General features: G+C 55.4%; 16 protein-coding genes. 11 read left to right on the forward strand and 5 right to left on the reverse strand.

What is annotated here, in order from left to right:
* Both ED901_RS25300 and ED901_RS02510 read right to left on the reverse strand, forming a co-directional pair.
* The coding region (locus ED901_RS25300; protein WP_240993862.1) for a deoxyribonuclease IV at positions 1-366 on the reverse strand (366 nt) is incomplete at its 3' end.
* A gap of 84 nt (positions 367-450) precedes the next feature.
* Complete coding sequence (locus ED901_RS02510; RefSeq protein ID WP_162997806.1) at positions 451-1,554, reverse strand: YeiH family protein; 1,104 nt, start codon at positions 1,552-1,554, stop codon at positions 451-453.
* A 190-nt stretch (positions 1,555-1,744) separates the two neighbouring features.
* On the opposite strand from ED901_RS02510, the gene yieE reads away from it, so the two are divergent.
* From yieE to cirA, 6 genes are all read left to right on the forward strand, one after another.
* On the forward strand, positions 1,745-2,617 hold the full coding sequence (yieE, locus tag ED901_RS02515) for a DNA-binding transcriptional regulator YeiE (RefSeq protein ID WP_056782324.1): 873 nt from the start codon (positions 1,745-1,747) through the stop codon (positions 2,615-2,617).
* 131 nt (positions 2,618-2,748) lie between these two features.
* Entirely contained in the window at positions 2,749-4,242 is a 1,494-nt protein-coding gene (locus ED901_RS02520; RefSeq protein ID WP_056782328.1) for an amino acid permease, read from the forward strand.
* Positions 4,243-4,471: 229 nt separating this feature from the next.
* The gene (locus tag ED901_RS02525) at positions 4,472-5,635 is read left to right on the forward strand and encodes an ABC transporter substrate-binding protein (protein WP_122094619.1); all 1,164 of its coding nucleotides are present in this window, start codon (positions 4,472-4,474) and stop codon (positions 5,633-5,635) included.
* 45 nt (positions 5,636-5,680) lie between these two features.
* A complete protein-coding gene (locus ED901_RS02530) occupies positions 5,681-6,763 on the forward strand; it encodes an iron ABC transporter permease (RefSeq protein ID WP_122094621.1) in 1,083 nt (360 codons plus the stop codon).
* Positions 6,763-7,599 carry an ABC transporter ATP-binding protein gene (locus tag ED901_RS02535; RefSeq protein WP_122094623.1) on the forward strand — a complete coding sequence of 279 codons (837 nt, stop codon included), beginning with the start codon at positions 6,763-6,765 and terminating at the stop codon, positions 7,597-7,599. The genes ED901_RS02530 and ED901_RS02535 overlap by 1 nt, the downstream gene beginning before the upstream one ends.
* A 187-nt stretch (positions 7,600-7,786) precedes the next feature.
* Positions 7,787-9,760 carry a catecholate siderophore receptor CirA gene (gene cirA / locus ED901_RS02540; RefSeq protein ID WP_122094625.1) on the forward strand — a complete coding sequence of 658 codons (1,974 nt, stop codon included), beginning with the start codon at positions 7,787-7,789 and terminating at the stop codon, positions 9,758-9,760.
* A 165-nt stretch (positions 9,761-9,925) separates the two neighbouring features.
* On the opposite strand, the gene ED901_RS02545 is transcribed toward cirA, so the two are convergent.
* Complete coding sequence (locus ED901_RS02545; RefSeq protein ID WP_056782339.1) at positions 9,926-10,732, reverse strand: 5'-nucleotidase, lipoprotein e(P4) family; 807 nt, start codon at positions 10,730-10,732, stop codon at positions 9,926-9,928.
* A gap of 204 nt (positions 10,733-10,936) precedes the next feature.
* Positions 10,937-12,046 (reverse strand): porin OmpC, encoded by a 1,110-nt coding sequence (gene ompC, locus ED901_RS02550; RefSeq protein ID WP_122094627.1) that lies wholly within the window; start codon positions 12,044-12,046, stop codon positions 10,937-10,939.
* Positions 12,047-12,348: 302 nt separating this feature from the next.
* On the opposite strand from ompC, the gene dinG reads away from it, so the two are divergent.
* The 4 genes from dinG to ED901_RS02570 all read left to right on the forward strand — a co-directional run bounded on the left by dinG (position 12,349) and on the right by ED901_RS02570 (position 18,130).
* The gene (dinG, locus tag ED901_RS02555; protein WP_056782344.1) at positions 12,349-14,523 is read left to right on the forward strand and encodes an ATP-dependent DNA helicase DinG; all 2,175 of its coding nucleotides are present in this window, start codon (positions 12,349-12,351) and stop codon (positions 14,521-14,523) included.
* Between the two features lie 44 nt (positions 14,524-14,567).
* On the forward strand, positions 14,568-15,530 hold the full coding sequence (gene ybiB, locus ED901_RS02560; RefSeq protein ID WP_122094629.1) for a DNA-binding protein YbiB: 963 nt from the start codon (positions 14,568-14,570) through the stop codon (positions 15,528-15,530).
* Positions 15,531-15,814: 284 nt separating this feature from the next.
* Positions 15,815-16,156 carry a zinc ribbon domain-containing protein YjdM gene (locus ED901_RS02565; RefSeq protein WP_122094631.1) on the forward strand — a complete coding sequence of 114 codons (342 nt, stop codon included), beginning with the start codon at positions 15,815-15,817 and terminating at the stop codon, positions 16,154-16,156.
* 111 nt (positions 16,157-16,267) lie between these two features.
* On the forward strand, positions 16,268-18,130 hold the full coding sequence (locus tag ED901_RS02570; RefSeq protein WP_122094632.1) for a M3 family metallopeptidase: 1,863 nt from the start codon (positions 16,268-16,270) through the stop codon (positions 18,128-18,130).
* Positions 18,131-18,203: 73 nt separating this feature from the next.
* On the opposite strand, the gene ED901_RS02575 is transcribed toward ED901_RS02570, so the two are convergent.
* Complete coding sequence (locus ED901_RS02575) at positions 18,204-18,833, reverse strand: flavin reductase family protein (RefSeq protein WP_122094634.1); 630 nt, start codon at positions 18,831-18,833, stop codon at positions 18,204-18,206.
* 205 nt (positions 18,834-19,038) lie between these two features.
* On the opposite strand from ED901_RS02575, the gene rlmF reads away from it, so the two are divergent.
* Positions 19,039-20,004 carry a 23S rRNA (adenine(1618)-N(6))-methyltransferase RlmF gene (rlmF, locus tag ED901_RS02580; protein WP_122094636.1) on the forward strand — a complete coding sequence of 322 codons (966 nt, stop codon included), beginning with the start codon at positions 19,039-19,041 and terminating at the stop codon, positions 20,002-20,004.
* Positions 20,005-20,092 lie beyond the last annotated feature (88 nt).

Below are 20,092 nucleotides of genomic sequence, written 5' to 3' on the forward strand. Positions count from 1 at the left end.
GCATTTGTCTTCGTCGATTTGCATCAGGTGGCTGCCCGGATGGAAGTTCAGCAGCGAAAGCCCCAGTTGTTCACAACGTTGCAGTTCGTCGAGGAACGCCTCGCGGGATTTCTCCAGCGCGTCGGTCACCGGATGGCCGAGATTAATCAGATAACTGTCGTGCGGCAAAATCTGATTGCTCTGGTAACCGTATTTCTGACAGGCCGCTTTGAATTTTTCGATCACGTCTTCCGGCAATGGTGCGGCTTTCCACTGACGCTGATTCTTGGTGAAAAGCGCAAAAGCCGTGGCTTCCAGCTCGTGCGCCCTCAGTACGGCCTGATCAACACCGCCCGCCGCACTTACGTGTGCTCCCACAAACTTCATTTTTGCTCCTCAGTTATTCATCGCGTTAATGAAAGGATGATAGCGCCTTGGCGAAGGAGGCGCAGCACTGAAGTGTAAAAGCCGTCACATCCGCACAAAAAGATGATGCACCAGCTGGTTAATGCCCGCACCACCGACAATCAGCCAGATGAACAGTATCGCGGCCAGCAGCATCGGTTTCAGCCCCGCCTGACGCAGTGCGCTCAGGTGCGTGGTCAGACCGAGTGCCGCCATCGCCATGGCCAGTAAAACCGTGTCGAGCGTAATCAGTGCCGGGATCCAGCTGTGCGGCAATATATCCAGTGAGTTAAACGCCGCCACCAGAATAAACAGCAGCGCGAACCACGGAATGGTGATGTTACGCATGCCAGGGTTCTGGCCGCCTTGTTGCACCGCACTGCGGGATTTCCAGCCAGAGAGCAGCAGCAGGAAAGGGGCCAGCATCATCACGCGGATCATTTTGGCGATCACGGCGGCGTTTTCAGCTTCCGGGCTGACGCCCTGACCGGCGGCGACCACCTGCGCCACTTCATGCACCGTTGAACCGGTATAAATACCAAACTGCGATGCCGTGACATTCAGCCAGTGATAGTGCGCGTTAAGCTGCCACAACCACGGATACAGAAAGATAGCCGCCGTGCCGAAAATGACTACGGTGGCGACGGCGACCGTCACTTTTTCCGCTTTGGCGTTGAGCACCGGCTCCGTCGCCATCACGGCGGCGGCACCACAAATACTGCTGCCCGCGCCGATCAACATCGACGTATCGCGGTCTAATTTAAACACCCGCTGTCCCAGCCAGCAGGCGAGGGCAAAAGTGGAGCACAGCATCAGGGCGTCGATCACAATCCCGGTCGCCCCGACGTCGGCGATTTGCGCGAAGGTCAGCCGCAGGCCGTAGAGGATGATGCCGAGGCGCAGCAGGCGCTGTTTCGCCAGCGTCACCCCCTCTTCACACCAGGGTTTCGCCGCCGGGTACAGCGTATTGCCAATCACCATGCCAATGACAATCGCCAGGGTCAGCGCGCTCAGGCCAAGATGGCTCAGGGCGGGGAAATCGCTCAGCCAGACCGACAGCGCGGTGATAGCGCCGGTCAGCGCCAGGCCGGGTAACAGGCGGTTAAGCCGGGTGTGTTTCTCAATGCCGGGCTTCGGGAAATGGGGGGTAAGCGTGTGGATTTTGTTCATCGTCCTTTCCTCGTTGAGGCGTGATGAGACAAGGCTACGCCGCCCTTATATAAAAATGAAATTGATTATAACTTTATAACCTATCGCTAAAACTGGTATAAGAAAGGCAGACGAACAGGGCGGGCTGACCGACGGTCTATACTGAATAAAGCAAGCGCGTTGTCAGGCGCGTGAGAAGAGCGGGACATTTATGCACATTACATTGCGACAACTTGAAGTGTTTGCCGAGGTGCTGAAAAGCGGCTCGACCACACAGGCATCGGTTGTGCTTTCACTTTCACAATCTGCCGTCAGCGCCTCGCTGGCCGATATCGAAAACCAGCTAGGCGTACAGTTATTTGACCGCGTCGGTAAGCGACTGGTGATTAACGAACATGGCCGCCTGCTCTATCCGAAGGCGCTGGCGTTGCTGGAACAGGCGGGCGAAATCGAGCGTCTGTTCAACCATGACAACGGGTCATTGCGCATCGGGGCCAGCAGCACCATCGGTAACTACATGCTGCCGGCGATGCTGGCGGAATATCGTCTGGACTTCCCGGCGACGCCGCTCGAACTCAACGTCGGCAATACCAATGATGTGATCAACGCCGTGGCGGATTTCCGTGTTGATCTGGGGCTTATCGAAGGCCCGTGCCAGATGCCGGAACTGATCACCCAGCCGTGGCTGGATGATGAACTGGTGGTGTTTGTTGCGCCGGAGAATCCGCTGGCAACGCATCCGGTGACGCTGGATGCGCTGGCGCGTGAACCGTGGATTTTACGTGAACGCGGTTCCGGTACGCGTGAAGTGCTGGATCACCTGCTGCTGCCGCAACTGCCGGATTTTAATCTGGTGATGGAACTGGGCAATTCCGAAGCGATCAAACATGCCGTGCGCCACGGTATCGGCATCAGTTGCCTCTCGCGGCGGGTGATTGCAGAGCAACTCAGCAGCGGGACGCTGGTGGAAATTCCGCTGCCGGTCGGGCCGCTGGTGCGCAAACTCTACCTGATCCACCACCGGCAGAAGCATATTTCCAGCGCGTTATCGCGGTTTTTAACGTATTGCCGGGAATCGCAATAACGGTCTTTCGCTAATGATCTGCGGCCAGTTATGAAGGTGTCTTATAACAGGTCGTTCCTGCTATTCAGAGCAGCAGGTTTTGCTACAATCCGCGCTTAAATTTTATAATGACGAGCGGATATAGGGAAAAAATGGCTCAACAACCTACAAAAACTACGCAGGTAGCACCTACACTGCGTCGCGAGCTGAAGGCACGTCACTTAACGATGATCGCCATTGGCGGCTCGATTGGTACAGGGTTATTCGTTGCCTCCGGCGCGACGGTTTCGCAGGCAGGCCCAGGCGGCGCACTGCTCTCCTACGCGTTAATCGGCATCATGGTGTACTTCCTGATGACCAGCCTCGGCGAGCTGGCGGCGTTTATGCCCGTTTCAGGCTCATTCTCCACCTACGGCTCCCGCTATGTAGAAGAAGGGTTCGGTTTCGCACTGGGCTGGAACTACTGGTACAACTGGGCGGTGACCATCGCCGTAGACCTCGTGGCCTCGCAGCTGGTTATGAACTACTGGTTCCCGGACACGCCGGGCTGGATCTGGAGCGCCTTGTTCCTCAGCCTGATCTTCCTGCTGAACTACATCTCGGTGCGCGGTTTCGGTGAAGCCGAATACTGGTTCTCGCTGATCAAAGTGGTCACGGTCATCATCTTTATCGCCGTGGGCGTGTTGATGATCACCGGTATCATGCGCGGTGGCGAAACGGCGGGCTGGCACAACTGGGCCATCGGCGATGCGCCGTTTGCCGGTGGATTTGCCTCGATGATAGGCGTGGCGATGATCGTCGGTTTCTCCTTCCAGGGAACTGAGCTTATCGGCGTGGCTGCGGGCGAGTCTGAAAATCCTGCCAAGAATATTCCACGCGCGGTTCGTCAGGTCTTCTGGCGCATTCTGCTGTTCTATATTCTGGCGATTCTGGTGATCAGCCTGATCATTCCTTACACCGACCCGAATCTGCTGCGCAATGAAGTGGGCGATATTTCCGTCAGCCCGTTCACGCTGGTATTCCGTAATGCCGGTCTGCTGTCGGCAGCGGCGGTGATGAACGCCGTGATCCTGACCGCCGTGCTCTCCGCCGGTAACTCAGGCATGTATGCGTCAACCCGTATGCTGTTCACGCTGGCCAGCGAAGGCAAAGCGCCGCGCATATTTGCTAAATTGTCCAAAGGCGGCGTGCCGCGCAACGCGCTGTATGCCACCACCATCGTGGCCGCGTTGTGCTTCCTCAGCTCGATGTTTGGTAATCAGACCGTTTACCTGTGGCTACTGAATACCTCGGGGATGACCGGCTTTATTGCCTGGCTGGGTATCGCCATCAGCCATTATCGTTTCCGTCGTGGTTATGTGTCGCAGGGACGTGATCTGAAAGATCTGCCGTATCTCTCCGGCTTCTTCCCGTTCGGACCGGTATTCGCCTTTGTGTTGTGTCTGATTATTACTCTCGGCCAGAACTATCAGGCATTCCTGAAAGACACCATCGACTGGTACGGCGTTGCCGCCACCTACATCGGGCTGCCGCTGTTCCTCATCATCTGGTTTGGTTATAAGCTGACCAAAGGCACCAAAGTGGTGAAATACAGCGAGATGGAATTCCCGAAATACGTCGAGCCACCGCGCAAAGACGCGAAGTGATATCCACCTCTTTCCTGCGGTGATTGAAGCGGAGCTCAGGCTCCGCTTTTTTTATGCCGCTTATCGCGGCCCCCTCGCCACATCGCGTAATGCTTTGTTACCTCAGCATTGTTTCGTTTCGCACCAACTATAGGTAGGCTTGATAGGTTGTGTAAACTGCATTGATAATCGTTATCATTTCTTTTATTGTTAGCGCCTCTTCAGGGAAACGTAAAGGAATCGGAAGAAGATGAATTATCAGCAGAAATGGGTGAGTGCCCGCGTTGCAGGCGGTCTTTTTGCACTGGCGATGGGCGTCATGAGCACAGGCGCACAGGCGGTCACCGTCACCGATATTGCCGGGCGAACCGTCACCGTGCCGGATGATGTTCAGCGCGTGGTTCTCGGAGAAGGGCGGTTGTTCTTTGCCGTTTCTCTGCTGGAAGGCCAGAAGCCTTTCGACCGCATTGTCGGCTGGCAGGGAGATTTCCGTAAGCTGGATCCGCAAACCTATGCCACCTATCAGGCTAAATTCCCGCAAATCGACAACATCCCGCTGATTGGTAACACCAGCGCCGACAGCATCAGCCCGGAAAAAGTGCTGACGCTGAATCCGCAGGTGGCGATCTTTGGTTTGTCGGGGCATGGTCCGGGCAAAGAAAGCGCACTGGTGACTCAGTTACAGAAAGCCGGTGTGCCGGTGGTCTTTGTTGATTTTCGCACCTCACCGCTGAAAAATACCCTGCCGAGCATGGAATTGCTGGGCAAAGTGCTGAACCGCGAAAAGCAGGCGCAGGACTACATCAGGTTCTATCAGGACAACATTAAACGCGTTACCGACATCACCCAACACATCCCTGACCAGGACAAACCGAAAGTCTTCATCGAACTGCGTGCGTCTACCGCCGATGAATGCTGCCGGTCTGCCGGAAAGGGCAATATGGGTGATTTTATCGATCAGGCGGGTGGCGTGAACATTTCCAAACCGTTGCTGCCGGGGCCGCTGGGGCTGGTGAATCTGGAAAAAGTGATCGCCTCTCAGCCTGATGTGTACCTGATAAGCGGCGGCGGCAAACCGGCCAAAGCAGGCGATCCGGCACCGACCGGTCTGGTGCTCGGCGCGCAGACCACGCCGGAGCAGGCGCGCGCCAGCATGACGCCGCTGTTGCAGCGTAAAGGCATCAGCACGCTGAAAGCCGTGGAAGAAGGGCGCAGTTTCGGCATCTGGCACAACTATTACAATTCGCCGTACAACGTGCTGGCGGTACAGGTGTTTGCCAAAGCCTTCTATCCGCAGAAATTTGCGGATCTCGATCCGCAGCAGACGCAGAATCAGCTTTATAAGCAGTTCCTCGCCGTTGAGCCAACGGGGACCTACTGGACGGATGCAGTTAAACCGGAAAGCGGGAAGTAAGTTATCCTGCTGTAAGTTTTTACGTTAATGAGATTGAAGCGAAACATGAGTGCAACTACCGAACCCGCGCTGACGGCAGATAACACCGCCGGACAAAGCGTCATGGGACAATACCAAAATATTGTACGCCGCCGTTTGTTGATTATGCTGATCCTGGTGTTGGCGATCCTCGTCTCACTGGTGATTGATTTCATTATGGGGCCTTCGGGGTTGTCACTCTCCACGCTGTGGAAAACGCTGTTTGATGCGGCCGCTGCCGATCCCGGTACACGGGTGATCGTCTGGGATATCCGCCTGCCGTATGCGCTGATGGCGATCGCCGTCGGCATGTCTCTTGGCCTTGCCGGGGCGGAAATGCAGACCATCCTTAATAATCCGCTGGCAAGCCCGTTTACGCTCGGCGTGTCGTCTGCGGCGGCCTTCGGTGCCGCGCTGGCGATTGTGCTGGGCATCGGTATTCCGGGGGTGCCGGATCAGTGGTTTATCTCCGCCAACGCCTTCATTTTTGCCCTGCTGGCTGCGCTGATGCTTGACGGCATCACCCGCTGGACGCGCGTCGCCAGCTCCGGCGTGGTGCTGTTTGGTATCGCGCTGGTCTTTACCTTTAACGCACTGGTGTCACTGATGCAGTTCATTGCGACCGAAGACACCTTACAGGGGCTGGTTTTCTGGACGATGGGCAGCCTGGCGCGGGCATCCTGGGTGAAACTCGGCGTGATGATGTTCGCGTTTCTGATCCTGCTGCCGTGGTCAATGATGAGTGCGTGGAAGCTGACGGCGCTGCGTCTGGGTGAAGATCGTGCGGTCAGTTTTGGTATCGACGTGCGCCGTCTGCGCCTCGGCACCCTGCTGCGTATCAGTATCCTTTCCGCGCTGGCGGTGGCGTTTGTCGGCCCGATCGGCTTTATCGGTCTGGTTGCGCCGCACATTGCCCGTCTGATGTTTGGTGAAGATCACCGCTTCTACCTGCCGGCCAGTGCGCTGATCGGTGCGCTGGTGCTGTCGATGGCGTCGGTTGCCTCGAAAAATCTGGTGCCGGGCGTGATCATTCCTGTGGGTATCGTGACCTCGCTGGTCGGCGTGCCGTTCTTCCTGAGCATTATTCTTCGTCATCGGGGGAACGTCTGATGTCTGCCATGCTGGAAACGCGTCCTGAAGAATTTCTGAATGCCGCCACGCAGGGGCTGCAAATCCGCGATTTTAACGCGGGGTATCCGAAGCGCCCGGTGATCCGCCATCTCAACGTGCCGATGCTGCCGCGTGGGAAAATTACCGTGTTGCTCGGGCCAAACGGCAGCGGGAAATCGACCCTGCTGCGCTCGCTGGCCGGGCTGAACCGGGCGGAAGGGCAGCTGATGCTCGACGGCCACGATCTGATGCCGATGCCGTTTGCGCGCCGTGCCGAGCAGGTGGTCTATCTGCCGCAAACCCTGCCTGCTGGTGTGCATCTGCATGTGCTCGAGTCGATTATCGTGGCGCAGCGCGCGTCCGGCGGCAAAAGCAAAGTGACCGATGGCACTGATAAGGTGATGGCGCTGCTGCGTCAGCTGGGCATCGAACATCTGGCGCTCAGCTATCTCGATCAGCTTTCCGGTGGTCAGAAACAGCTGGTGGGTCTGGCGCAGTCACTGATTCGTCAGCCCTCTTTGTTACTGCTCGACGAACCGCTCAGCGCGCTCGATCTTAATTATCAGTTCCACGTTATGGATCTGGTGCGTAAGGAAACGCAAAAACGCAATATTGTGACCGTGGTGGTGGTGCATGACATCAACATCGCGCTGCGCCACGGCGATCGTGTGCTGATGCTCAAAGACGGGCATCTGATCGCCGATGGTGAACCCGAAGCGGTGATCACCGCTGACAGTCTGGCGCGCGTTTACGGCGTGCGCGGACGTATTGAACGCTGCTCGCAGGGAACGCCGCAAATCCTCATCGACGGACTGGTTGGCGACCCCTCGATTTAAATACATGACGTAGTAAAAACGGACGCAGCCAACGTAGCGGCGTCCGCCTTTCACATTGTGAGCCTGAAACTTAAAAGAAAATCCTGATAAACCGGGCGATTCCGTTCGCACTTTTTTTGACGGTTTGATGGAAAAAAATACAACGTCCCGCAGTGCCGGGGTTGTTTTATCCTCATGGAGAGAAGAAATGGTTAAGGTTAAATTTACACCGGCACTGAAAGCCGGGTTATTCGCACAGCTGTTTGCCGCCACGTTTCCGGTGATGGCAGAAGAGACGACCGACGTAAAAGAACGGGAAGACCAGATGGTGGTGACCGCCTCCGCCGTCGAGCAAAACCTCAAAGACGCCCCGGCAAGTATCAGCGTGATCACCCGCGAAGACCTGCAAAAGAAACCGGTTCAAAACCTCAAAGACGTGCTGAAAGACGTACCGGGCGTGCAGATCACTAACGAAAGCGACAACCGTCAGGGCGTCAGCATCCGTGGTCTGAGCAGCGGTTATACCCTGATTCTGGTGGACGGCAAACGCGTGAACTCCCGCAACGCCGTCTTCCGTCATAACGATTTCGATTTGAGCTGGATCCCCGCAGAATCCATCGAGCGTATCGAAGTGGTGCGTGGCCCGATGTCCTCGCTTTACGGTTCGGACGCGCTGGGCGGTGTGGTCAACATCATCACCCGTAAAGTCGGCAAAGCCTGGCACGGGACGCTGAGCGCCGATACTACCGTGCAGGAACATCGCGATCGCGGCGACAGCGGCAACGGCAACTTCTTCGCCAGCGGCCCGCTGGTTGATGACCTGTTAGGGGTGAAAGTTTACGGTGCGCTGGGTAAACGTGAAAAAGATCAGGCCAGTTCCTCCAGCGGCAGCACCGGCCAGCCGCGCATTGAGGGCTATACCTCGCGCAACGCCAACGTCGAGTTCTCCCTGACCCCGGACAAAGATCAGGACATCACTTTCGGTTACGGCCTCGATCGTCAGGATCGCGATTCCGACACGCTGGATAAGAACCGCATTGAACGTGAAAACTACTCGCTCGGCCACAATGGCCGCTGGGGGCTGGCGAATACCGAACTGCGTTTCTACGGCGAAAACATCGAGAATAAAAACGCCGAAACCATTACCTCGAAAAACAACTCTCTCGACGGCAAAGTCGTGATCCCGCTGGGTGATTACAACCAGTTGCTGACCTTCGGCGGTGAATACCGCAACGACAAACTCGAAGACGGCGTAAACATGCAAAACGGCGGCAGCACGCAGGCCAATCAATATGCGCTGTTCCTCGAGGACGAGTGGCGTATTTTTGAAAACCTGGCGCTGACCGGCGGCGTGCGCATGGATGATCACCAGAACTACGGCGTCAACTGGAGCCCGCGTGCGTATCTGGTCTACAACGCCACCGACACCGTGACGGTGAAAGGCGGCTGGGCATCGGCCTTCAAAGCGCCTTCGTTGTTGCAACTCAGCCCGGACTGGCAAAGTGCGTCCTGCCGTGGCAGCTGTAATGTGGTGGGCAGCAAAGATCTGAAAGCAGAAACCAGCGAAAGCGTCGAATTCGGTCTGTACTACGCCGGTGAAGAAGGGTGGCTGGAAGATGTGAATGCCAGCGCGACGGTGTTCCAGAACGACATCGACGACATGATCACGGTTATCCGCACTGCGAACCGCAATCTGGCACAGACGTATCAGAACTTCGTCGGCTTCGACGCCAGCGGTAACCCGATTTTCCGCTACTACAACGTCAATAAAGCGCGCATCCGTGGCCTGGAAACGGAGCTGAGTTTACCGGTCACTGACGTGCTGAACCTGAAGCTGAACTACACCTATAACGACGCCCGTGATCTGAGTAACGGCGGCAACAAACCGTTGTCCGAGTTACCGTTCCACACGTCGAATGCGACGCTGGACTGGAAACCGCTTGAGGACTGGAGCTTCTATATTTCCGCCAACTATAAAGGCAAAAGCCGCACCGTCACCGACGGAAACGCCACGCCGGGCGGATATACCGTCTGGAACACCGGCGGTTCCTATCAGGTCAATAAAGCCGTGAAACTGCGCGCAGGTGTGCTGAACCTCGGGGATAAAGATTTGAACCGCGATGATTACAGCTACAACGAAGACGGAAGAAGGTATTTCGCGGCGGTTGACTACAGTTTCTGACAGACGGTGCTGAGAGGGTGAGGCAGGGCGACTGACCCGCGCAGCCGACATGCAGGAGAGTGCCACGAGAGGGAAGAGGTTCCCTCTCGTGGCCGGTCAGGGTACAGAAAGCCGGGAAATCACAGCCATTGAGTCACTGAAAATTTCACCGCTTTCTGCCCGCTGTTACTTACCGTTCCACGCTTTCAAATTCTGATCACGCACGGACAGTTTCTGCTCCGGCGTTAACTTGTTGTAATCCTTCGCCAGCCCACTTTCCCAGTCGCCGTACAGCGGGTTTGGCAGCACGATGTATTGGGTGCCGAACTGCTGATGGTTCTGATTCACAAAAGCGCGGCGCTGTTCGTTGCCTTTATGGTAGGTCGCGGCACCGAAATCGTTCAGGTTGTCACCGACGAACAAGACGATGTGGTAACCCGCGGCTTTAATGGAATCGAAACGCACCTGTTTGTTTGAGGTGTCGGAGCTCAGCAACATGGTTTTATCATTCGCGCCGGAGAAGCCCAGACGGTTCATGTTGTCCAGTGTGGCAGCGTATTCGCTGGTTTTACGGTTGGAGACATAGAACATCGTGCCGCCGTGCGAATTGACGTAATTAGCAAATTCCACTGCGCCCGGAATGGCGGTCGCCTGACGTGCGGCGGTCCACTGTGACCAGGTTTTGCTGTCGAATGGCTTGTTCGCTTTGACCTGCCACGCGCTGTAAGCGCTGTTATCAAGCATGGTTTCATCCAGATCCACCACCACGGCTTTCTTCTGACCCGCCAGCGGCTGCGCTTGATCAAAGGCCATTTTAGCCGCGTTGAATGCCTGATAGGTCAGTGCCTGATATTCACCGGATTGCTGGAACCAGTTCAGCGCCATCACGGACTGATCGTTCAGCGTTTGCTGGGCATCGTTCTTTTGCTGCGCACAGCCGCTCAGGGCCAGCATAATCAATGCACTGGTGGTACAAAGCGAAACTTTATTCATTGGGTATCCCTGTTTTTGTTAAGAGAAGTTCTCATTCGTAAAATTCCCTGAAACTTTAGCAGATTCAGCGGGCTGCGAAAGAGGAAAAGGCAAATTACGCGAGATGGCACGAAAAAGGACAAAAACAAAAAAGGCCGGAGGGTGAGTCCGGCCGAAAAAAATCAAGACAGAGAATAATAACAATGAGGTGGTATTTGACTTAAATCAGAACTGATAAACCAGGCCAACGGCAGTAACGTCGTCGTTATTCAGACCCAGTTTATTATCGTCATCCAGCTGGTTGATTTTATAATCAACATAGGCTGACATGTTTTTGTTGAAATAATAGGTGGCGCCCACGTCGAAATATTTAACCAGGTCAACGTCGCCGATGCCTTCAATATCTTTCCCTTTGGTCTGCACATAACCCAGAGAAGGGCGCAGGCCGAAGTCGAACTGATATTGCGCGACCGCTTCAACAGTTTGTGTTTTATTTGCAAAGCCGCTGCCAGCCGGTGCGCTTGCAATACCTGCCGGAACGGTAATGGCAATCATATTACGGGTTTCAGCATACATCGCTGCTAAATACACCCCGTTAGCGTCATATTTCATGCCGCCGGTCCATGCGTCAGCTTTATCACCTTTGCCGTAAGCGGAGGTGCTCTGGCCGATGGTGCGGTCAGAAGACGCGTAGGCACCGCCGAAGCTCACGCCGGTATCACCCAGTGCGTAAGTGGTAGAAAGTGCATAACCGTCGCCGTTTGCTGTGCTGCTGCTGCGACCGTCATTTTCGTTTTTGCCCTGGTACTGTAACGCCACGTTCAGGCCATCCACCAGACCGAAGAAGCCACGGTTACGGTAGGTAGCCACGCCGTTGGTACGGCCCGTCATGAAGCGGTCTGCTTTGGTGTAACCATCGCCACCGAACTCAGGGAACATATCGGTCCAGGCTTCGACGTCGTACAGTGCGCCGTAGTTACGACCGTAGTCGAATGAACCGTACTGACCAAATTTCAGACCGGCAAAGCCCAGACGGGTTTTGGTGCCGGTGGTGCTTGGGGATTTGCTGTCGGATTCGGCGTGGTTAGCCTGAACGTTATATTCCCACTGGCCGTAACCGGTGATCAGATCGTTAATTTGTGTCTGACCTTTAAAACCGAAACGCACATAACTCTGGTCGCCGTCATTGCCGGGAGCATCAGAGAAATAATGCAGACCTTTTACTTTACCGTACAGGTCAAGTTTGTTGCCGTCTTTATTATAAACTTCTGCTGCGTGCGCGCCTGATGCAATCAATAAACCAGGAATTAAAAGTGCCAGAATATTACGTTTCATGAATTTTTACCCTGCATTCTTTATTAAAAGCTTTGGTTGGAAAGCTTTATATGAAGTCTTGTGGAAAGACGCTATTCATCATTTTTGCTATGCATTCCGTGTGTGCTCGGAATTTTCTCAGCGAGGGTTTTTTACCTTAGATATGTGATCAATTTATGACAATTGAAAATGAACTTTTACTTTATTTAATAAATGACTGACGTAAATTTGTGCAGTCACCCTGATTTCGGGCTGCGCCATCAGCCGGTCTGTGGGACAATAGCCGCCACACTTCGGTCCTGACCCCCAACAAAAAGAGATGCATGGCGCTTTCCCCCGCAGTAAAAAATCAGATCAGCCAGTGGTACAAAGCCCTGCAAGAGCAAATCCCGGATTTCATTCCCCGCGCCCCGCAACGTCAGATGATTGCAGAGGTGGCGAAGGCGTTCTCGGGTGACTCAGCGCGGCATCTGGCCATTGAGGCGCCGACCGGCGTCGGGAAAACGCTGTCCTATCTCATCCCCGGTATTGCCGTCAGCCGCGAAGAAGAAAAACCGCTGATTGTCAGCACGGCCAACGTCGCGTTGCAGGATCAGATTTACAGCAAAGATTTACCGCTGCTGAAAAAAATTATTCCTGACCTCAAATTTACCGGCGCATTTGGCCGCGGGCGTTATGTGTGCCCGCGCAATCTGGCGGCGATGAGCAACGAAAACGCGCAGGGCGATCTCGGGTTATTTTTGGGTGACGAACTGGCGCCCTCCAGCGGCGAAGAGCAGAAACTGGCGAAAACGCTGGAAACCGCGCTCTCGCGCTATGAGTGGGACGGACTGCGCGACCACTACAAGAAAACCATCGACGATCCTTTGTGGATCAAAATCAGTACCGATAAAGCCAACTGCCTGAGCCGTAACTGCCATTATTTTCGCGAATGCCCGTATTTCGTGGCGCGCAAAGAGATTGAAAGCGCCGATGTGGTGGTCACCAACCACGCTTTAGTGATGGCTGCGCTGGAGTCGGAATCGGTGCTGCCACCGGCGAAAGATCTGCTGCTGGTGCTCGATGAAGGGCATCACCTGCCGGAAGTGGCACGCGATGCGCTGGAAGTTGATGCTGAAATCACGGCCATGTGGAACAGCCTGCAACTGGACAATTTTGTGCGCCAGATTGAGCAATGTCTGTCGCTGTTTACGCCGAAAAATCCGCCGCCGCTGACCAACGCCGAGCGCCTGCACAATCACTGCGCCGAGATGCGCGAGCTGCTGCTACTTATCGAACAATCGGTCAGTCAGTATCTGCCGCCGGACACCCCGGAAGCGGAGCACCGTTTTGAACTCGGCGCCTTGCCGCCGGAACTGACCGAACAGTGCAGTCGCCTGTTTAAACTGACCGACGGGCTGCGCAGTCTGGCGGAATACATGGTCAACGATCTCAGTGAGAAGACCGGCAAGCACGACATTATGCGTCTGCACCGCGCGATCCTGCACATGAGCCGGATGCAAAGTTATCTGGAAACCATGAGCAAGCTGTGGCGGCTGGCGGCGCTGGATAAAGCCTCGAACGCGCCAATCAGCAAATGGGTGACGCGGACGTATTTTGATAACCAGACGCATCTGGTGTTTCACTGCGCGGGGATCCGCGTGAGCGATCAGCTGGAAAAAATGCTGTGGCGCAAAGTGCCGCATGTCGTTATCACCTCCGCCACGCTGCGTTCGCTGAACAGTTTCTCCCGTTTGCAGGAGATGAGCGGCCTGAGCGAAAAAGCCGGTGACCGCTTCGTCAGCCTGGATTCGCCGTTTAACCATGTTTCGCAGGGCAAACTGGTGATCCCGCAGATGACCCTCGAGCCTCTGATGGCGAACGAAGCGGCACATTTGCAGGAGATGGCCGATTTTTTCCGCAGCGAACTGGCGAAAGGGCAACACACCGGCCAGCTGGTGCTGTTCGCCAGCAACCGCGCGATGCAACAGTTTGTCTCGCTGCTACCGGATTTGCGTCTGATGCTGCTGGTGCAGGGCGATCAGCCGCGCTACCGGCTGGTGGAAGAGCACCGTAAACGTGTTTCAGCGGGCACCACCAGCGTGCTGATTGGTCTGCAATCGTTCGCCGAAGGGCTGGATCTGAAAGGTGAACTGCTGACACAGGTGCATATCCATAAAATTGCGTTTCCGCCGGTCGACAGCCCGGTGATCCTCACCGAAGGCGAATGGCTGAAAACGCTTAAGCGCTATCCGTTCGAAGTGCAAAGCCTGCCGAGCGCGTCGTTTAACCTGATCCAACAGGTTGGACGGCTGATCCGCAGCCATGAATGCACCGGCGAAATCGTCATTTATGACCAGCGCCTGCTGACCAAAAGTTACGGTGCGCGCCTGCTGGCGGCGTTGCCGGTGTTCCCGATTGAACACCGCGAAATGCCTGCGCCCGGATCAGTGAAACGTCCTGATATTCTGAAAACGGCAAAGAAAGATCCGGTTCGCCGCCGCACCCGCCGGCGATAATTATTCCTGAAGAAAAGTCATTACACCGAGAAGGTAACGCTACGATGGATTACACCAAACTCATTAAAGAAGTGGGGCGCGGAAAAAATCACGCGCGCGATCTGGACCGTGAGCAGTCGCTTGCGCTGTACCGCGAGATCCTGGCCGGTGACGTGCCGGATTTACAGCTCGGTGCGCTGCTGATTGCGTTTCGTATTAAAGGCGAAGCGGAAGAAGAGATGCTCGGCTTTTATCAGGCTATGGAAGAGTGCGTGATGCGCCTTCAGGCGCCCGCTGATCGCCCTCTGCCGGTGGTGATCCCAACCTATAACGGCGCGCGCAAACAGGCGAATCTCACGCCGTTGCTGGCGATGTTACTCAGCCGTCTTGGTTTGCCGGTGGTGGTGCACGGCGTTGATGAAGATCCGACCCGCATCACCAGCGCTGAGGTTTTCCGTTCGCTGGGCATTGAGGCGGCACACACGCAGGCGCAGGCACAGCAGCAGCTCGACGCCGGTTCCGCTCCGGTGTTCATCCCGGTTTCAGTGCTGTGCCCGCCCATCGACAAACAGCTTTCACTGCGCTGGCAGATGGGCGTGCGTAACAGCAGCCACACGCTGGCGAAGTTAATTACGCCCTTCACCGGGCAGGATGCGTTGCGCTTATCGAGCGTTTCGCACCCGGAATATATCCAGCGCGTCTCTTCCTTCTTCCGCCAGATCGACGGGCGCGCCTTGCTGACCCAGGGCACGGAAGGCGAAGTCTATGCGAATCCGCAGCGGTTCCCGCAGACCCACTTTATCGCCGGGGGTGAGCTGAGTGTTCTGGCAGAAAAAGAAGAGATTTTTGCAGCGGATCTGCCCGCGTCCAAAGACGTCGACACTACCGTGAACTACATTCAGCAATGCCTGAAGGGCGAACGCGCTATCCCGCAGGCACTCCTCACCCAAATGGCATGTTGTCTGGTGGCCGCAGGGGTGTGTGCCGATATGGCCGAAGCCAGAATGATTGTGGAACAGGTGTTTTAACGCCCTTCCCCGTGAAGCGGGGGATTAAGCGCAAAATCAGGCGTTAAAGCCTGCCTGAACATTCATTTCGTCTTATATCCCCCGTCCCGGCCTCCCTCTTCGCAGGGGAGGCATTAAAAAAATACCCCGCATCACGCTGTAAATCCTGCGTTTATATTCATCTCAGTGCCACAAAACCCCTCTTACCCTGTTCAATAGTGTGGTTAAAGGCTAAAATAGAGGAACTACGAAATCTATTTCATGATTTTATTGGTTTTTTTATAAACTTTTATGGAGATTTAACGATGGAAACTTTACCGGCTTGCCCGACGTGTCACTCTGAATTCACCTGGCAGGACGGTGAAATGCTCAATTGCCCTGAATGTGGCCATGTGTGGTCCATGAGCGGTGATGCAGCCGCGGAAGATGACGTCCTGAAAGTGATCGATGCCAACGGCAATCTGCTGGCAGACGGTGATTCTGTTACGGTGATCAAAGACCTGAAAGTGAAGGGCAGCTCTTCCATGCTGAAGATCGGCACCAAAGTGAAAGGCATCCGTCTGGTTGAAGGCGACCACAACATCGACTGCAAAATTGACGGTTTTGGTCAGATGAAACTCAAATCCGAGTTCGTGAAGAAAAACTGATCCCCTCCCTGGTTGCCTGGCAGTGATGAGCGGTTTTGCCATATCGACAGAACCGCTGTCTGAACATACACTCAATGCATAATCTCGTTAACTTTCAGCAGAGAAGATTGCATGAAACAGGCTCAGGACTACTTTAACGCCCTCAACCGCGATTACCTTAAAGTGCATCAGGACAAAGAAAATTTGTTCTGGCAAAACTATATGGGCATCGGTGATGACCATGTCTCCGCGGCTTTCTCCGCCGCTGAAACCGCCTACAAACGTTTTATCGCCGAACCTTCCCGCCCGGCAGAATTACGCGAGTTAATCGCACAGCTCGATAATCAAAAACGCGATCAGGACGGCGAAGCACTGCTCCACGGCCTGCGCGGATGGCTGAGTTTCTTCGACTGCAACGTGATTGAAGATCCCAAAGCGCAGGCGCTGCTCGACGAGATCATTCAGGCTGAATCCGTGCTGTTTGGTAAACGTAAGCAGTACCGGATGACGCACATCAACAGCAAAGGCGAGCGCGTCAGTGCATCGCTGGGTGAGCTGCTGACCAATCAGGCGAACAACGAAAACGAAACCTATCGCCGCAGTTCACAAAATGCGCTGCGGGAACTGGAAGAGTGGCTGCTGCACAACGGCCTGCCGGAGCTGATTGGCCTGCGCAACCGCTTCGCCCGCCAGCTCGGTTACCGCAACTATTTCGATTATAAAGTGAATAAAACCGAGCGCATGACGCCGGAACAGTTATTCGCCATCCTCGATCGTTTCGAAGAACAAACCCGTGAAAGCAACACGCGCAGCCTGAATGAGCTGGTCGCGCGTGAAGGCGATGCCGCACTGCTGCCATGGAATATCCGTTTTGCCAGCGCCGGTGATGTCACCCGCCAGCTCGACCCTTACTTCCCATTTGCCGATTCCCTGCGCCGCTGGATCGACAGCTTTAAGCGTCTGAATATCGGTTTTAACGGCGCGGATATGCAGCTGGATCTGCTGGTGCGCGAAGGCAAATACGAAAACGGTTTTATGCATGGCCCGGTTCCGCCATTTTACGACAACGGTCAATGGGTGCCTGCGGTGATCAACTTCACCAGTCTGGCGAAACCCGATCAGGTCGGCAGCGGGGCAGGTGGCCTGAATACGCTGTTCCACGAAGGCGGCCACGCAGCGCATTTCGCCAACATCCGCCAGAATGCGCCGTGCTTCTCGCAGGAATTCCCGCCGACGTCGATGGCCTATGCCGAAACCCAGTCAATGTTTTGCGACAGCCTGCTTGATGACGCGGACTGGCTGAAACGCTACGCGAAAAACGCCGCTGGAGAATCCGTTCCTGATGAACTGATCCGCGCCACCATCGAAGCCCGTCAGCCGATGCGCTCGTTCAATGAGCGCCATATCCTGCTGGTTCCGTATTTCGAATGGCAGCTCTATCAGTGGCCTGATGAAAAACGTACTCCGGAGGCGATGATCGCGCTGGCACGTGATATCGAAACCCACATTCTGGGCGTGACCGGCAGCCCGCGTCCGACGCTGGCTATCCCGCATCTGCTGTCGATGGAATCAGCCTGTTCTTATCAGGGATATCTGCTGGCGATGATGGCGGTTGAGCAAACGCGCGCGTTCTTCCTTAAACGCGACGGCTACCTCACCGATAATCCGGCCATCGGCCCGGATCTGGCGAAGCATTACTGGACGCCGGGCAACAGCGTCAGCCATGACGATACGTTACGCAGCCTGACCGGTGAGGGATTCAATCCGGCGTATCTGGCGCAGGCGTGTAATCAGACCATCGATGCGGCGTGGCAGGATGCGCAACACACCATTGAACTGGCCTCAACACGCGAACAGCCGGAAGCGGATTTCGATCTCAACGTGCATATCCGGGTGATCGACGGCAAGCGCATTCTGGCCGACAGCGCAGACGGTGATGATGCCATGTGTCAGGATTTTGCAGATTTCGTGGAACAGAACTACCCGGTCAGATAATCCGGGCCGTTCAGCTTCAGACATAAAAAAACCGCCGCCGAGCAGAATTCCGGCGGCGGTTTTTTTGTGTCGGTCAGCGGGCGTCGGGGCGGGTTAAATCGAAACGTAGCGCTTCAGAAATGCCGTAATAGGCGGAAGGCCCCCCGGCACGCAACACCGGCTCGGCGAGGGCGGTCTGGTAAACGCCCTCCACCAGTAAATGTTTGGCGATATGCACAGCCACCACTTCACCGAGCACCAGCCAGGTATCAATATCCCCGCCGGTGGCCGTTTTCAGCTGGATGCATTGCGTCAGCTTGCACTCAAAGTTCACCGGGCTTTCCAGCACGCGATCGGCGGCGACGATGTTGCCCGGCTGCGGCGTCAGACCGGCAAACGTAAACTCATCGTTACCGCGTTCCAGCGAGGCCGAACTTTCATTCATTTGCACCGCCAGCGCGCGCGTCGTCAGGTTCCAGACAAATTCGCCGGTTTCGACAATGTTTGCCACGCTGTCTTTCCAGCCGCTGCTGGCGAAACCAATGATCGGTGGACGATAATTGAAACAGTTGAAGAAGCTGTAGGGCGCGAGATTACGCTGGCCCGCCGCATTGCGTGAGGAAATCCAGCCAATCGGACGCGGGCCGACAATGGCATTCAGCGGGTCGTGCGGCAGGCCGTGACCGGCAGCGGGTTCGTAATAGTAGCGATCATCAGCGTTCATGGTATTCCTCGGTCAACATATTGATTTCAATTTTGAATGTCAGATTACCCATTTTAGGCGGGAAGTGACGGTTTTTATGTGCCCCGGCCAGTGAGCATCCGGCAGGCGGCGACGGTTTGTGGTATCTTGTGCGCCAATTCATGAACATCCAGCGTCCCCGCGCATGTTGTATGCGTCGCGCACACCTTTTCGGAGAGTCACTCAGGTGGAAAAAAAGAAAGTCTTCCCTCAGGAAAAAAGCGGTCTTCACCCGCGAAATCGTCATCGCAGCCGCTATGATTTCCCGGCCCTGATTGCCAATAACCCCGAACTGGCGCCGTTCGTTACGGAAAACAAGTGGGGCGATTTGTCGGTAGATTTCGCCAATGCTCAGGCGGTAAAAGCGCTGAACCGTGCCTTGCTGCATGACTGCTATCAGATTGCTAACTGGGATATTCCGGCCGATTATCTCTGCCCGCCGATCCCTGGCCGTGCGGATTACGTGCACCATCTGGCGGATTTGCTGGCCAGCAGCAACAACGGCAACATTCCGCAGGGTAAAGACATTTCCGTGCTGGATATCGGCGTTGGCGCGAACTGTATTTACCCGATTATCGGCCTGCGCGAATACGGCTGGCGTTTTACTGCCAGTGAGATCGACCCGGTTTCCATGGCGGCAGCCAAGAAAATCGTTGCCACCAACCCGCAACTGACCAATCAGGTGCGTTTCCGTCTGCAGGCCAAACCGCAGCGTATTCTCGATACCATTATCCGCCACGACGAACGCTATGACGCCGTGCTGTGTAATCCGCCTTTCCATGCGTCAGCGGCCGATGCGGCCTCGGGCAGCCAGCGTAAACGCCAGAATCTGGGGTTAGATCGCCGTGGCACGACCGAACTGAACTTTGGTGGTCAGCACAACGAACTGTGGTGCGAAGGCGGCGAAGAAGCCTTTGTGGTTCACATGGCCGAAGAGAGTGCGGGCAAAGCGCAGAACTGTTTCTGGTACACCGTGCTGGTGTCCAAAAAAACCACCTTGCCGTTGCTGTATGACGCGTTAAACGAAGAAGGTGCAACCGACATTCGCACCATCGAAATGGTGCACGGGAACAAAATCAGCCGCTTCGTGGCCTGGACTTTCCTGACGCCATCACAGCAAAAAAGCTGGGCAATTAAACGCTGGTCAGTCTGATCACGTCGTGAAATGAATGATTCCAGCGTGTTCATCTGTTGATGCGTACGCTGGAAAAATAGTCCGGTCGTCCCCTTTCTTTTTGAGT

This window comes from Rahnella sp. Larv3_ips (genome assembly GCF_003697865.1).
GTDB lineage: Bacteria > Pseudomonadota > Gammaproteobacteria > Enterobacterales > Enterobacteriaceae > Rahnella > Rahnella rivi.

What these genes read in the sequence shown, in the direction of transcription:
- yieE (WP_056782324.1), top strand. Translation starts at nt 1,745, where the DNA reads ATGCACATTACATTGCGACAACTTGAAGTGTTTGCCGAGGTGCTGAAA.
- ED901_RS02570 (WP_122094632.1), top strand. Translation starts at nt 16,268, where the DNA reads ATGAAACAGGCTCAGGACTACTTTAACGCCCTCAACCGCGATTACCTT.
- ED901_RS02545 (WP_056782339.1), bottom strand. Translation starts at nt 10,732, where the DNA reads ATGAATAAAGTTTCGCTTTGTACCACCAGTGCATTGATTATGCTGGCC.
- ED901_RS02575 (WP_122094634.1), bottom strand. Translation starts at nt 18,833, where the DNA reads ATGAACGCTGATGATCGCTACTATTACGAACCCGCTGCCGGTCACGGC.
- ED901_RS02535 (WP_122094623.1), top strand. Translation starts at nt 6,763, where the DNA reads ATGTCTGCCATGCTGGAAACGCGTCCTGAAGAATTTCTGAATGCCGCC.
- ED901_RS02530 (WP_122094621.1), top strand. Translation starts at nt 5,681, where the DNA reads ATGAGTGCAACTACCGAACCCGCGCTGACGGCAGATAACACCGCCGGA.
- dinG (WP_056782344.1), top strand. Translation starts at nt 12,349, where the DNA reads ATGGCGCTTTCCCCCGCAGTAAAAAATCAGATCAGCCAGTGGTACAAA.
- ybiB (WP_122094629.1), top strand. Translation starts at nt 14,568, where the DNA reads ATGGATTACACCAAACTCATTAAAGAAGTGGGGCGCGGAAAAAATCAC.
- ED901_RS02520 (WP_056782328.1), top strand. Translation starts at nt 2,749, where the DNA reads ATGGCTCAACAACCTACAAAAACTACGCAGGTAGCACCTACACTGCGT.
- ED901_RS02565 (WP_122094631.1), top strand. Translation starts at nt 15,815, where the DNA reads ATGGAAACTTTACCGGCTTGCCCGACGTGTCACTCTGAATTCACCTGG.
- ED901_RS02510 (WP_162997806.1), bottom strand. Translation starts at nt 1,554, where the DNA reads ATGAACAAAATCCACACGCTTACCCCCCATTTCCCGAAGCCCGGCATT.
- ompC (WP_122094627.1), bottom strand. Translation starts at nt 12,046, where the DNA reads ATGAAACGTAATATTCTGGCACTTTTAATTCCTGGTTTATTGATTGCA.
- ED901_RS02525 (WP_122094619.1), top strand. Translation starts at nt 4,472, where the DNA reads ATGAATTATCAGCAGAAATGGGTGAGTGCCCGCGTTGCAGGCGGTCTT.
- cirA (WP_122094625.1), top strand. Translation starts at nt 7,787, where the DNA reads ATGGTTAAGGTTAAATTTACACCGGCACTGAAAGCCGGGTTATTCGCA.